The sequence below is a fragment of the Mesorhizobium sp. Root552 genome, from assembly GCF_001427285.1.
Lineage (GTDB): Bacteria > Pseudomonadota > Alphaproteobacteria > Rhizobiales > Rhizobiaceae > Mesorhizobium.
In genome coordinates this window covers 137,632-151,462 of the sequence record NZ_LMFV01000005.1, presented here as the reverse complement: position 1 = coordinate 151,462, position 13,831 = coordinate 137,632, and the positions used below count along the sequence as shown (strand labels likewise).

The window sequence follows — 13,831 nt, the reverse complement described above, 5'->3', positions numbered from 1 at the left end:
GGTGAACCGGGCTCGATGTAGAGCGTCTTCACACCGATGCGACCAAGCCAYTCGCGAACGGCMGTGGCGGTAAATTCGCTGCCATTGTCGGACCGGATATGCTCTGGCGGACCATGCCTGGTGAACAGTTGGGCTAGTATCGCCAGGACATCGTCGCTTTTGATCTGGCGCTGAACATGGATGGCCAGGCACTCGCGGCTGAACTCATCAATGACAGTCAGCATCCGGAAGGCCTTGCCGTCATGAGTGCGATCGGCAACGAAGTCGTAGCTCCAGACGTGGCCGCGGTGGGTCGGCCGAAGCCGGGTGCACGACCCGTCGTTAAGCCACAAACGGCCGCGCTTCGGCTGTCTATGCGGCACTTTCAGCCCTTCGCGACGCCAGATCCGCTCGACCCGCTTGGCATTCACCGTCCATCCTTCCTGTCGAAGCAGAGCGGTGATGCGGCGGTATCCATAGCGACCGTAGATCGAGGCCAGTCTGACAATATCCGCCGTCAGGCGCTTCTCGTCGGAGCGGGGCCGCAAACACCGGCGCTGGGTCGAACGGTGCTGGCCAACCACCCGGCATGCACGGCGCTCGGTAACACCGAACACCGCACGCGCATGGGCAACGCCAGCACGACGTCGCGAAGGGCTTAGTACTTTCCCTCGACAACCTCCTTCAGGATCAGAGCATCCAGCGTCAGGTTGGAGACCGCCTTCCTGAGCCGGGCGTTCTCCTTCTCCAGAGCTTTCAGTCGTGCTGCCTGGGTCACCTTCAGGCCACCATACTCTCGACGCCAGCGATAGTAGCTCTGTTCCGATATCCCAAGACCCCGGCAGATCGAACCGGTCTTCTCGCCTTGCGAAAGCCGGACCTCCGCTTCTCGCAACATCCCGATGATCTGCTCGGCAGTATAGTTCTTCCGTGCCATTCCGTGCTCCTTTCAAAGCYCAAAATAGCCGAAACTCTAACTCTCAAAATGGACCCGTTYTCAGGGGGAAGGCCAGGCGTTCCGGCAATGATTTCGACTTGCTGGATAGGTTCGCGATCTGTCGCTATCGCAATGGCGCAAACGGAATTTGTATCACAATATTTCCGCAGTCAACATGAATAGGCCGACAAAAAGCTAATTTTGGATCGGCCGAGCAACCCAAACCCGAGCTGATATCCTTCAACTAGCATGCAGGTTCGGGAGATGATCTGCCATCGGCGTGAAGTGGGGCAATCAGCTCGATTTCGCGCCCTGACAGGGTAGGCGCTCACATGTATCGGGCGATCTTCTTTCCCACGGTCAGGAAGGTGAGGGGATCGACCGCTTCACCGTTGTGCCTCACCTCGTAATGCAGATGCGGGCCGGTTGAGCGGCCGCTGCTGCCTGTCCTGCCGACGCTATCTCCGGCAGAGAGCTTTTCCCCGACGCTGACAAGGATTTCGCTGAGATGTGCATAGCGTGTGGTGAAGCCTTGGCCGTGATCGACTTCGACCATGCGCCCGTAGCCGCCGTTCCAGCCGGCCTTGACGACCACGCCTGGTGCGGTGACTTTTGCATCCATGCCGACCGGGGCGCGAAAATCCATGCCGGAATGAAGAGCGGCCGCGCCGATCAGGGGATCGGTGCGGACACCGAACGGGCTGGTCACCGCATGTCCGGGGGCGGGATTGGCCAGGGGAAGCCGGCGGGCGTCCTGCTTGACCTGATCGAGCGTATTCAGCGCCACATCCAGTTCCTTGACCTTGGTGTCAAAGATCGTCGTGCCATCGACCGGAATCAGGGGGCCGCCTACATCGCTCTTGCCGACATCGCCCTGGCTGAAGTCGCTGTCGACCGGAAGGCCGGCAGCTTCCAGCGCGTTGGAAATGGCGTCGGCGCTTTCCGAAGCGGAGTTGGCCAGGGTCGATATCTGGGCGATCTGGTCGCTTTCGATGGCCTTGAGGGACTGGTTGATCGAAACAAAAAGCTTGTCGGCGCGGTCGGCCGATGAAGCAGGTGTTTGGCTACCCGCTCCCGTCGACCAGAACGCAAACGGCCTCGCCCCGTTTTGGGTCCCGCCCAGATTGGCAAGGGCAAGGGTTTGCGGCGCATCGATGATGCCGGCCGCCGACGCGCTCGTATCTTCGCGGGTGGCAGGTACGGGAACCGTTGCCGGCAATATGTTGTTGAGCCCGCCTTCAGCCCGTTCGAGCAGGGGGCCGAGCCGGCCATGCCGTTCGCTCAGTTGCGTCTGGCGCTCGATCAGTTCGGTGACCTTGGTTTCCATCAACTGCTGGTCGAGCAGTTGCCGGCTGGTGATCCGGTCGACCTGGGCGCGAAGAGCGGAGATGCGGTCTTCATAGGCCTGCTGGATGCGCGCCTGGCGTGCGGTTGCGGCGCCGATGAGGTTGTCGCGCAAGACGAGATAGGACGTTGCGCCTAGATAGCCGATGACGACGGCGGCAAGCGCTGACCCTGCAACGGCGGCAAGCCAGGGGCGAACCGTGAAATGCCTGATTTCATCGCCACGGGCGATGATGACGGTGTGGGGTTCCTTACGCTTGCCGAATACCGCTGACTGACCGGATACTGCCACGGGACGCGCCTTCGTTAACGATGCCGACAGCGCGATTTAAACATTGTTAGGGTTAACAAAGCTTTGTTGAGCAGGCGCTGAACCTCACGCGTCGGCAGGCAGTGTGCGGATTTGTACGGTCACAGTTCGCGAACGGCTTGCAACACGGCTTCGGCGTGGCCCTTGACCCGCACCTTGCGCCATATCGCGGCGATCCGGCCATCGCCGCCGATCAGGAATGTCGTGCGCTCGACGCCCATGTAACTGCGCCCGTACATCTGTTTTTCGACCCAGAGATTGTACGCGTTGATCACCTTGCGCTCCTCGTCGGCGGCAAGTTCGACGGTCAGGCCGTGCTTGGTCCTGAATTTGTCGTGCTTCTTCGTGCTGTCGGGCGATACGCCTATAACGACCGCTCCGGCTTTCTCGAATTCGGGCTTCAACTGTGAAAAGTCGATCGCTTCCTTGGTGCAACTGCTTGTGTCGTCCTGGGGGTAAAAGTAGAGGACAACCAGCTTTCCCGCGAAATCCGCCAGCTTGACGGTTCCGCCGCCATCGCGGGGAAGTTCGAATTGCGGTGCCTTGTCGCCGACGTTCAGTCCGGTTGCCGTGATGTCGGCCATATCGATGCCCTTGTTTGAGGTTACACGTGAAGGTTCACCGATATAATGTCGAGGCTGGATTCGTCCACGTGAGTGTTCTTGCAACGGAATAATGTGTGGACCAGGAACTGCCGCAGCACGAAAAGGTCAGGTTCAGGCGCGACGAGATCACCGATCTGAGCGCTTTGCCGTCCGCGTGCGACGTGCCTCCTCTGGGGCGGGCGGCTATCGGGCGCCGATTTCGCATGTTCAAGCGGGCGGTCATGGGACTGGTCTGCCTCGTGGCCCTTCTTGTCATCGCCGTCTATACGTTCGGCACGATCGGTATCGGCACCGGGCGGCTGCAACAGGAAGCTGAAAAGGCTGTCGAGCGGCTTGCCGGGATAAATGTTGACGTCGCCATCGGGGCCACCAGCATCACGCTCGATGGATCGAGTTTCCTGGCTTTGCGGGTCAGGGATTTGAACCTCACGACGCACGATGGCCGCCGCGTGGTGGATGCTGGCACGGTGCGCTTCGGTGTGAGGCTGTGGCCGCTGCTCTCAGGCGATGTCCGCTTGACCAGCGCCCGTGTTGCCAATGCGACGATCGACGTCGGCGCAATGCCTTCAACCGGCAGCGATTGGGCCGCGTCTCTGCGCAACGGCGAAGGCCTGCTCGACCCCGACAAGATCATCGCCGGGACGTTCGATGCGGCGCGCAAGGCACTCGATGCCGTGAAGATGGATTCGATGCGCGAAATCAGGCTCGACAATGTCGAGTTCCTGCTGCCGCAACAAGGTGACGTCAAGTCGATCAAGGTCGCGAACGCAGTTGTGGCCCAGACCGGCGTCGAACAGATGCAACTTACCTCGACCATGGACGTGGACGGCCGTGCCCTGACACTCGAGGCAGCAGCGAGCGGGGACCCTGATACGAAGCTGGTCAAGGCTTTGAGCGCAAACGTCGCACTCGGCGAGCGAGACGCATCGGACGGCTCCGGTCCCTCTGGCAGCAAGCTGGGTGCCGTTCAACTGCGCATCTCAGGCGACGAAAATACCGGCGATAAGCCGTCGCTGCTGGAAGTCTCGCTGTCATCGGCACGGTCGGTGCTTGATCTTGGGCCAAGGGGTGCATTGCCCGCCGATGTCGAAATGCAGGCCAAACTCGAAACCGGCGCGAACAAGCTCGCCATTGACCGGCTGCTGGTCACCACCGGCAGGTCGACGTTTGAATTCGAAGGCTCGGTCGGTCCAAGGCCCGCCTCGGGGTCTCCAAACGAGGAGCCCGCCTATCGCTACGATCTCGTCAGCAACGGATCGACCCTCGCTCCGCTGGAATCGCCCGAACCCGGCTTGAAGTTCATATCCCGTGTGGCTGGCGTGTACCTGCCGGACAGCAAAAAGCTGGTGGCCGATACGATCGCTTTGAGGTCAGGGCCGGCAGGGGAGGCTGTGGGGACGGCTGCCGTCGAATTCGTCGAAGGAAAAGCGCCGGGCGTGCTTGTCGCCTTCACCGTTCACGACATGCCGGTTTCGCACGTCAAGCAGTTGTGGCCGTGGTTTTCCGCATCGAATGCAAGATCATGGGTGTTGAAGAACCTCTTCGGCGGCAAGGTGGTGGATGCCTCCCTCCAATACCGCGTCGAGCCGGGCCGTGTCGGCAATGGCATACCGCTTTCCGGCAAGGAGGTGTTTGGCCGTTTCCAGGTGGAAGGCTCGCGATTTGACGTGGCAGGCCGCATCCCGCCGGTTCGCGATGCCGTCGGCGTGGTCGAATTCGCCGGCAATGACGTCGAGATATCGCTGTCTTCGGGAACCGTATACATGCCGAGCGGCCGTATGGTGAATGCCAGCAACGGCAAGATGCAGATTTCCCAGGCCAATCGCCCGCCTGTCATCGGCAAGCTCGACATGGATGTGGCAGGCGATGCGCAAGCCATCATCGAGCTTGTTTCCTACGAACCGATCAATGCCATGCGCCATGTCGGTCTGAAGCCCGAGGAGATCTCGGGAACCGTGACCGGCAACGTAAAGGCCGATATCCCGCTGCAGAAGGGCCAGGATACGAGCAAGCTCGGCTGGCTGGTGTCGCTCGACTACAAAGGCCTTGCGCTGGCCAAGCCCTTCGACGGCCAAATGGTGGCCGCTGCGGATGGTTCCATTGTCGTCGATCCGCAAAAGGCGGTAATTGACGCCACCGCAACGCTGAACGGCATTCCGGCGGAAGTCGATCTCATAGAGCCTCTTGAGGATACCGGGCCGCCGCGCAGCCGCAAGGTGGCGCTCATCATCGACGACAAGACGCGAGAGACGTTCATGCCGGGGCTTTCCACGCTGCTGTCCGGCACCGTGAAAGTGGCATTGGACAAGAACGAGGACGGCAGCCGCAACGTCACCGCCGACCTGACCAAGGCTACGCTCAGCATACCGTGGGCGGGATGGAGCAAGGGCGCCGGCATTCCTGCCGATGTCAGCTTCGTCATGACCAATGACGGCACGGTCACCAGGCTCAGCAAGTTCGATCTCGACGGTAAGTCGTTCGCCATTGATGGCGATGTGGAATTGTCTGGCGGCAGCCTGACGACGGCGAAATTCGGCAAAGTGCAGTTGAACCGGGGCGACAACGTCTCCGTGTCGGTCAAACGCTCGGGCAAGGGCTATTCCGTAAACGTATCGGGGCAGTCGCTCGATGCGCGCTCCCTCATCAAGCAGTTCACGTCGGACGTCGATACGGCCACCAAGGGTACCGGCACCGACGCCATTTCCGTCAGTGCAGACATAAAATCCTTGTCCGGCTTCCACGGCGAGGCCTTGTCGAACCTGAAACTCGACTACAGCGCCACCGGTTCCAGCGTGAACGGCTTACAGGTCAGCGCCACCGCGGCCACGGGTGCGGCTATCACCATTGATAATGCCGCCAGTGGCGGGCAGCGCACCATGACCATGCGCTCGGCCGATGCCGGCGCTATCCTGCGCTTCCTCAACATCTACGAACACATGCAAGGCGGAGGCATCCTGCTCTCGCTGCAGGGCGGCAGTGATGGGCCAATGCGCGGCAAAATCGACGCGCGCGACTTCCTTGTCGTGAACGAGCCGAAGCTAGCCTCGATCGTTTCCACGACGCCGGCGGGCGACAATCGCAGCCTCAGCCAGGCGGTGAAGGCGGATATCGACGCGTCGAGGGTGCAGTTCGAACGCGGCTTCACCGAGATCGAAAAGGGTCGAGGCTACGTCAAGCTGGCAAACGGGGTGCTGCGCGGGCCTTTGATCGGCACGACGTTTCAGGGCACGCTCTACGACCTGGACAACAATATGGACATGACCGGAACGTTCATGCCCGCCTATGGCCTCAACCGCATCTTCGGTGAAATTCCGCTGGTCGGTGCGCTTCTCGGCAATGGCCGCGACCGCGGCCTTATCGGCGTCACCTATCGATTGAGAGGCAACGCCAACAAGCCGGACCTTGAGATCAATCCGCTGTCCGTGATTGCGCCGGGCATCTTCCGTTCGATTTTCGAATTCCGCTAGTGCATGTCTCCCGAAAGCGGGAACCGGTTTCGGGACAAGGACATGCCTAGAATCAAGGAGCTAAAGCACGTGAAGCGAATCTGAAGGATCGCGACACGCTTTAGCCGCCCACCCGCGGCGCATCGGTTCAGGCAGGACGCACCAGAATGTGTTTTTTCTTGCCCAGCGAGACCTTTATGACGTTTTCCGGACTCAGGTCCTGAAGCGTGACGGACCGCCGTTCGTCAGATACAGGCTGGTCGTTGAGACGCACCGCGCCGCCCTGGACGTGCCGCCGCGCCTCGCCGTTGGAGGACGCCAGTCCCGCGGTGACGAGCAGAGACAAGATGCCAACCCCAGCTTCCAGCGTCGAATTTGCAACGTCGACGGACGGCAGCGTTTCGGCAAGCGCCCCTTCCTCGAACGTCTTGCGTGCGGTTTCCGCCGCCAGTTCGGCAGCCGCCCGGCCATGCAGCAGAGCCGTGATTTCCGTTGCAAGCACTTTCTTGGCTTCGTTGATCTCCGAACCGCCGAGCGAAGCCAGCCGCGAAACCTCGGCCAGGGGCAGCGTGGTGTAGAGCTTGAGGAAGCGGCCGACGTCGGCATCCTCGGTGTTGCGCCAGTATTGCCAGAAATCGTACGGGCTCAGCATGTCCGCGTTGAGCCATATGGCTCCGCCGAGCGACTTGCCCATCTTGGCGCCGGAGGAAGTGGTAAGCAGCGGCGTCGTCAATGCATAGAGTTGCGGCGTGCCCAGCCTATGGCCGAGGTCGATGCCGTTGATGATGTTGCCCCACTGGTCGGAACCGCCCATCTGCAAGCGCACGTCGTAGCGTTTGTTCAGCTCCACGAAGTCGTAGGCTTGCAGGATCATGTAGTTGAATTCGAGGAAGGACAGCGACTGTTCGCGGTCGAGCCGCTGCTTGACGGAATCGAAGGCAAGCATGCGGTTGACGGAAAAATGCTGGCCGACATCGCGCAGGAATTCGAGATAGTTGAGTGGCAGCAGCCACTCGGCGTTGTTGACCATCAGCGCGTCGCGCGGGCCGTCACCGAAGTTGAGGTAGCTGGAAAACACCTGCTTGATGCCATCGATGTTGGATTGGATGGTCTCGACCGTCAAAAGCTTGCGCGCCTCCTCCTTGAAGGAAGGGTCGCCGACCATGCCCGTGCCGCCACCCATCAGCGCGACGGGCCGGTGGCCGGTCTGCTGCATCCAGTAAAGCATCATGATCTGGATCAGGCCGCCCGCATGCAGGCTGGGTGCCGTCGGATCGAAGCCGATATAGGCCGTGACGGTTTCCTTGGCGAAGAGTTGGTCGAGGCCGCTTTCATCCGAAATCTGGTGGATGAAACCGCGCTCGCTCATGATGCGCAGGAAGTCGGACTTGAAGGCGGACATTTTTCTTTTCCCGAAAGCACCGGCCCGAAATGGTCGCGGCGTGGCATGTATGATCGCGCGCGTTTAGCATCAGGAACCAAGGAATCACAAGAACGGTAGGCCAAATGGCAATCCAAGCTCGCACGATGCACGCGATAGGTCTGATGAGCGGCACGTCCATGGACGGCATCGACCTTGCTGCGCTGCGGACGGATGGCTCGAATATCGTCGAGCGCGGCCCAAATTTCTTCGTGCCTTACGAAGCAGCCTTTCGCGACCGCATCACACGGGCATTGGAGACGGCCAGGCAGATTGCAGCGCGCGACGACAGGCCCGGAGACCTTGCCGATCTGGAGAAGGAGATCACGCGACGCCATGCCGACGCGGTCGCGGCTTTCATCCGCCAGAAACTCGCCGGGTGGGGAAAGCCGGACATTGTCGGCTTTCATGGCCAGACCGTCCTGCATCGCCCGAGTGCCGCGCTGACGCTGCAATTGGGCGACGGCAAGCTCCTGTCGGCGCTGACCGGCCTGCCGGTGGCCTATGACATGCGCGCCAACGATATGGTGCATGGCGGGCAGGGCGCACCGTTGGTGCCCGCCTATCACGCCGCCTTGGCGCACGCGCTGCCGGCACCTCATGCCGGGCAGTTCCCGGTCGTGTTCGTCAACATCGGCGGTATCTCCAACATCACCTGCGTATCGGCTACCGGCGATCCGGTTGCCTTCGATACAGGCCCCGGCAATGCCCTGATCGACCAGTGGGTGTCGCGCGAAGGCGGCATTCCGTTCGATGCCGACGGAGCAATTGCCAGCGAAGGCGATGTGGTGCGCGTGGTCGTGGAGCGCTATCTGGAAAAGCCATTTTTCAGCCGGCCGGGACCGAAGTCGCTCGACCGCAACGACTTCACGCTTGCCGAGGCCGAAGGGCTGGAATTGGCCGATGGCGCAAGAACGCTCGCTGCGGTTTCGGCACAGGCAATCCTGAAATCGGTCGACCATCTGCCCGGCAGACCGAAGCTCTGGATCGCTTGCGGGGGAGGCCGCAAGAACCCGCATATCGTGCGCGACCTCCGCGAGGGCGCTGAAGCTGCAGGCGCAAACGCGGTTCTCGCAGAAGATGTCGGGCTGGACGGCGATGCCACCGAGGCAGAGGCCTGGGCTTATCTCGCGGTGCGCGTCCTCAAGGGACTGCCACTGACGTTTCCGACGACGACCGGCTGCAAGGAACCGGTCATCGGAGGAGTAATTGTACGTCCCTTACCTTAGCCGCTTGGGGCGTGGATCGGCGAGTTCGCCAGCCAGGCGGCGGTCGAGGTAGTCGGCGCATTCCTCCAGCAAAAGTTCCGCATCGTTGGCGAAGAAATGGTTGGCGCCGGGGATCGTCTTTTGCGTGATCGTGATGCCCTTTTGGGTATGCAGTTTGTCGACCAGGCCCTGCACGTCCTTCGGCGGGGCGACTTTGTCGGCATCGCCGTGGATGATGAGGCCGGACGAAGGACAGGGCGCGAGGAACGAGAAGTCGTAGATGTTCGGCTGCGGCGAGATTGAAATGAAGCCTTCGATTTCGGGACGGCGCATCAGAAGCTGCATGCCGATCCACGAGCCGAACGAGTAGCCGGCCACCCAGCAGCTCTTGGAATCGGGATGCAGCGACTGCACCCAGTCGAGCGCTGCGGCTGCGTCGGACAACTCGCCGGTGCCGTGGTCGAATTCGCCCTGGCTGCGGCCGATGCCCCGGAAATTGAAACGCAGCGTGGTGAAGTTGCGCTTCTGGAACATGTAGAAAAGATCGTACACGATCTTGTTGTTCATCGTGCCGCCGAATTGCGGATGCGGATGCAGTACAATAGCGATCGGCGCGCTTTTCTCCTTGGAAGGCTGATAGCGACCTTCCAGGCGACCGGCCGGACCTGTAAAAATGACCTCAGGCATCTAAAACTCCGCACTTTAAGCTCTGGAGCGGTGTCGAAACAATTCCTGACCTGATTGCACAAGATTCGACCTTGACGCGCGTCGAAGCTGTTTCTAGAACCAGATTAGAACTATTCAAAACTGAGTGGCTGGCCACCCGTGCCGCAAAGGCGCTAGATAGGACGGCTGGCCTTGTAATTTCAAGGAAATAACGCTTCGGCGTTCGATGCGGCTTCAGACGAGGAGATATTGAGAGGGAAATGGCTGCTGAACGCGCCTATCTCGACTACAACGCAAGCGCGCCGCTGCTGGATGCAGCGCGTGCTGCGATGGTCGCCGCGTTCGATATCGCGGCCAATCCCTCGTCCGTGCATGCGGAGGGCCGGGTGGCCCGGCGCATGATCGAAAGCGCGCGCCGTGATGTTGCCGCGCTGGTCAATGCCAAGCCCGAACATGTCGTCTTTACCTCCGGCGCGACCGAGGCCGCTTCGACCTTGCTCACGCCCGACTGGCAGATGGGCCGCGGCGCCGTGCGCATGAGCCATCTCTACATATGTGCCGCCGACCACCCCTGTCTGCTTAATGGCGGTCGGTTTGCTGCCGGAAATATCAGCCGCATCGGCGTCAACGCCGATGGTATCGTCGATCTCGATCAACTGGCAGCCGTGCTCGCGGCGCATGACAAGGCTTCGGGGCTGCCTCTGGTTGCCATCCATGCCGCCAACAACGAGACCGGCGTCATCCAGCCGATCGAAAAGATTGCGGAAGTTGTGAAGGGTGCCGGCGGCATCCTGATCCTCGACGCCGTTCAGGCGGCAGGCCGCATTCCTTTAGATATGTCAAAGCCTTGCGCTGATTACCTGATTCTGTCTTCGCACAAGGTCGGTGGTCCCAAGGGTGTCGGGGCGATTGTCGCGGCCGCCGATTTGATGATGCCGCGCCCGCTGGTCAGCGGCGGCGGCCAGGAAAAGGGCCATCGCGGCGGCACTGAGAACCTTGCCGGCATTGCCGGCTTCGGCGCGGCTGCCAGGCAGGCGCTTGACGGGCTCTCCAATATGGATGATGTCGCGGCGAAGCGCTCCGAGGTCGAGGCGATCGTGACCGGGCTCGTGCCTGATGCCGAGATCTTCGGCGGGGCAGCACCCCGGCTCGCCAATACGACGTTTTTCGCCGTTCCCGGCGTCAAGGCCGAGACGGCGCAGATCGCCTTCGACCTTGCCGGCGTGGCGCTGTCGGCTGGTTCCGCCTGTTCGTCGGGCAAAGTCGGTCCGAGCCACGTGCTGAAGGCGATGGGCTACGACGAGAGCCACGGTGCGCTGCGCGTGTCCATCGGACGCGCGACGAGTGCGCGGGATCTGGAATTGTTTCGCGATGCACTGGCGGGCATAGCCGCGCGCCGTGCCGATCGCGTCAAGGCTGCCTGACGGCGGCGCGAGAATTGGGCCTTCGGGCCTGGTAGAGCCGTGCGGACCTTCGTGGCCGGTGAATTTCCGGTCGGGACGTACTATATGGAACTTACGCCGTTCCCACCCGAACGGTGCCATAGTTTGAAAACTGTCGGGCCTTGACCCCGGCGTGGATGGAGAACGCTTATGCCTGCCGTGCAGGAAACGATCGATCGAGTCCGCAAGATCGACGTTGACCAATACAAATATGGATTCGAGACGGAAATCGCGACCGATAAGGCTCCCAAGGGCCTTAACGAAGACATCATTCGTCTGATTTCGGCCAAGAAGGACGAACCGGAATGGATGCTGGAATGGCGTCTGGAAGCGTTTCGCCGCTGGCTGACGCTGGAAGAGCCGACTTGGGCGCGCGTCGAATATCCGAAGATCGACTTCCAGGACATTCACTATTACGCAGCGCCGAAGGGCATGACCGGGCCGACGTCCTTGGACGAGGTCGATCCGGAACTGCTGAGGACGTACGAAAAGCTGGGCATTCCGCTCAAAGAGCAGGAAATCCTCGCCGGCGTGCGCAAGCAGAGCGAACCCAGTGAACTGGACGGCGAGCTTTCCGACAATGTCTACCAGTCGGGCCGCGTCGCTGTGGATGCGGTGTTCGATTCCGTGTCGGTCGTCACCACCTTCCGCAAGGAACTGGCGGCTGCGGGCGTCATCTTCTGCTCGATTTCCGAAGCGATCCGCGAACACCCGGACCTGGTGAAGAAATATCTCGGCTCCGTCGTTCCCGTCAGCGACAACTTCTATGCGACCATGAACTCCGCCGTGTTCACGGACGGCTCGTTCGTGTTCGTGCCGAAGGGCGTGCGCTGCCCGATGGAGCTTTCGACCTATTTCCGCATCAACGAGAAGGGCACCGGCCAGTTCGAGCGGACCCTCATCATCGCGGAAGAGGGCGCCTACGTCTCCTATCTGGAAGGCTGCACGGCCCCGCAGCGCGACGAGAACCAGCTTCACGCTGCCGTGGTCGAGCTGATTGCGCTCGACGACGCCGAGATCAAGTATTCGACGGTCCAGAACTGGTATCCGGGCGACGCGGAAGGCAAGGGCGGCATCTACAACTTCGTCACCAAGCGTGGCGATTGCCGCGGCGACCGTTCCAAGATTTCGTGGACGCAGGTCGAAACCGGCTCGGCGATCACGTGGAAGTACCCATCGTGCATCCTGCGCGGCGACGACAGCCAGGGCAATTTCTATTCCATCGCGGTGTCGAACGGCTATCAGCAGATCGATAGCGGCACCAAGATGATCCACCTTGGCAAGAACACCAAGAGCCGCATCATCTCCAAGGGCATTGCCGCCGGTTTCTCGCAGAACACCTATCGCGGCCAGGTTTCCGCGCACCGCAAGGCGACCAATGCGCGGAACTTCACCAACTGCGATTCGCTTCTGATCGGCGACCAGTGCGGCGCGCATACCGTGCCCTACATGGAAGCCAAGAACGCGACGGCGAAGTTCGAGCACGAGGCGACCACCTCGAAGATTTCCGAGGACCAGAAGTTCTACGTCATGCAGCGCGGCATTCCCGAGGAGGAAGCCATCGCATTGATCGTCAACGGCTTCGTCAAGGACGTCATCCAGGAACTGCCGATGGAGTTCGCCGTCGAGGCGCAGAAGCTCATCGGAATTTCGCTGGAAGGCTCGGTCGGCTGACCGGAACAAAAGATTCAGGAAGAACAAATGCTTGAGATCAAGAACCTGCACGCCCGCATCGCCGAAGACGGCACCGAGATCATTCGCGGGCTGAACCTGACCGTCAACAAGGGCGAAGTCGCCGCCATCATGGGGCCGAACGGTTCCGGCAAGTCGACGCTGTCCTATATCCTCGCCGGCCGCGAGGACTATGAAGTGACCGAGGGCGACATCCTCTACAACGGCGAGTCGATCCTTGAGATGGACCCGGCCGAACGCGCCGCTTCCGGCATCTTCCTCGCCTTCCAGTATCCGATGGAGATACCCGGCGTTGCCACGATGGAATTCCTCAAGGTTGCGCTCAACGAACAGCGCAAGGCGCGCGGCGAGGAGCCGCTGAAGATTCCCGAATTCATCAAGAAGGTGAAGGAGGCATCCGGTTCGCTCAACATGGACATGGGCATGCTGAAACGCCCGCTCAATGTCGGCTTCTCGGGCGGCGAGAAGAAGCGCGCCGAAATCCTGCAGATGAAGCTGCTCGAGCCGAAGCTCTGCGTTTTGGACGAAACCGATTCCGGTCTTGACATCGACGCGCTGAAGATCGTCGCCGATGGCGTGAATTCGCTGCGTTCGCCAGACCGCGCGTTCCTCGTCATCACCCACTATCAGCGTCTTCTCGAGCACATCGTGCCCGACACCGTGCACGTTCTCTACAAGGGCCAGGTCATCAAGTCGGGCGACAAGTCGCTGGCGCTCGAACTCGAAGCCAATGGCTACGCCGGCGTCATCGACGAGGCGGCTTGAGGCTGGAGTGAGGTGAA

The 13,831-nt window shown here is 61.1% G+C and carries 9 protein-coding genes and 1 pseudogene; 5 read left to right on the top strand and 5 right to left on the bottom strand.

Annotated elements, in window-relative coordinates:
* The 3 genes and pseudogenes from ASD50_RS22895 to ASD50_RS03390 all read right to left on the bottom strand — a co-directional run.
* Positions 1 to 916, bottom strand: a pseudogene (locus ASD50_RS22895) (IS3 family transposase); the annotation flags it as partial.
* Between the two features lie 328 nt (positions 917 to 1,244).
* A complete protein-coding gene (locus ASD50_RS03395; RefSeq protein WP_056236115.1) occupies positions 1,245 to 2,552 on the bottom strand; it encodes a M23 family metallopeptidase in 1,308 nt (435 codons plus the stop codon).
* A gap of 119 nt (positions 2,553 to 2,671) precedes the next feature.
* Positions 2,672 to 3,154 carry a peroxiredoxin gene (locus tag ASD50_RS03390; protein ID WP_056236111.1) on the bottom strand — a complete coding sequence of 161 codons (483 nt, stop codon included), beginning with the start codon at positions 3,152 to 3,154 and terminating at the stop codon, positions 2,672 to 2,674.
* Between the two features lie 95 nt (positions 3,155 to 3,249).
* Between ASD50_RS03390 and ASD50_RS03385 the strand changes: the two genes are divergently transcribed.
* Positions 3,250 to 6,642: a DUF3971 domain-containing protein gene (locus ASD50_RS03385; protein ID WP_056236108.1), complete on the top strand. Its 3,393-nt coding sequence runs from the start codon at positions 3,250 to 3,252 to the stop codon at positions 6,640 to 6,642.
* Between the two features lie 127 nt (positions 6,643 to 6,769).
* Here the strand turns inward: ASD50_RS03385 and tyrS are convergent, their stop codons facing one another.
* Positions 6,770 to 8,023: a tyrosine--tRNA ligase gene (gene tyrS / locus ASD50_RS03380; protein ID WP_056236106.1), complete on the bottom strand. Its 1,254-nt coding sequence runs from the start codon at positions 8,021 to 8,023 to the stop codon at positions 6,770 to 6,772.
* A gap of 104 nt (positions 8,024 to 8,127) precedes the next feature.
* On the opposite strand from tyrS, the gene ASD50_RS03375 reads away from it, so the two are divergent.
* Entirely contained in the window at positions 8,128 to 9,270 is a 1,143-nt protein-coding gene (locus tag ASD50_RS03375; RefSeq protein WP_056236102.1) for an anhydro-N-acetylmuramic acid kinase, read from the top strand.
* On the opposite strand, the gene ASD50_RS03370 is transcribed toward ASD50_RS03375, so the two are convergent.
* The gene (locus ASD50_RS03370; protein ID WP_056236099.1) at positions 9,262 to 9,936 is read right to left on the bottom strand and encodes an alpha/beta hydrolase; all 675 of its coding nucleotides are present in this window, start codon (positions 9,934 to 9,936) and stop codon (positions 9,262 to 9,264) included. The genes ASD50_RS03375 and ASD50_RS03370 overlap by 9 nt on opposite strands.
* 239 nt (positions 9,937 to 10,175) lie before the next feature.
* Between ASD50_RS03370 and ASD50_RS03365 the strand changes: the two genes are divergently transcribed.
* The 3 genes from ASD50_RS03365 (at position 10,176) to sufC (ending at position 13,814) form a co-directional block, all read left to right on the top strand.
* Positions 10,176 to 11,339 (top strand): cysteine desulfurase family protein, encoded by a 1,164-nt coding sequence (locus tag ASD50_RS03365; RefSeq protein WP_056236094.1) that lies wholly within the window; start codon positions 10,176 to 10,178, stop codon positions 11,337 to 11,339.
* Positions 11,340 to 11,507: 168 nt separating this feature from the next.
* Entirely contained in the window at positions 11,508 to 13,031 is a 1,524-nt protein-coding gene (sufB, locus tag ASD50_RS03360; RefSeq protein WP_056236091.1) for a Fe-S cluster assembly protein SufB, read from the top strand.
* Between the two features lie 27 nt (positions 13,032 to 13,058).
* Positions 13,059 to 13,814 carry a Fe-S cluster assembly ATPase SufC gene (sufC, locus tag ASD50_RS03355; RefSeq protein WP_056236087.1) on the top strand — a complete coding sequence of 252 codons (756 nt, stop codon included), beginning with the start codon at positions 13,059 to 13,061 and terminating at the stop codon, positions 13,812 to 13,814.
* The last annotated feature ends 17 nt before the right edge of the window (positions 13,815 to 13,831 follow it).

What these genes read in the sequence shown, in the direction of transcription:
- sufB (WP_056236091.1), top strand. Translation starts at nt 11,508, where the DNA reads ATGCCTGCCGTGCAGGAAACGATCGATCGAGTCCGCAAGATCGACGTT.
- tyrS (WP_056236106.1), bottom strand. Translation starts at nt 8,023, where the DNA reads ATGTCCGCCTTCAAGTCCGACTTCCTGCGCATCATGAGCGAGCGCGGT.
- ASD50_RS03390 (WP_056236111.1), bottom strand. Translation starts at nt 3,154, where the DNA reads ATGGCCGACATCACGGCAACCGGACTGAACGTCGGCGACAAGGCACCG.
- ASD50_RS03375 (WP_056236102.1), top strand. Translation starts at nt 8,128, where the DNA reads ATGGCAATCCAAGCTCGCACGATGCACGCGATAGGTCTGATGAGCGGC.
- ASD50_RS03365 (WP_056236094.1), top strand. Translation starts at nt 10,176, where the DNA reads ATGGCTGCTGAACGCGCCTATCTCGACTACAACGCAAGCGCGCCGCTG.
- ASD50_RS03370 (WP_056236099.1), bottom strand. Translation starts at nt 9,936, where the DNA reads ATGCCTGAGGTCATTTTTACAGGTCCGGCCGGTCGCCTGGAAGGTCGC.
- sufC (WP_056236087.1), top strand. Translation starts at nt 13,059, where the DNA reads ATGCTTGAGATCAAGAACCTGCACGCCCGCATCGCCGAAGACGGCACC.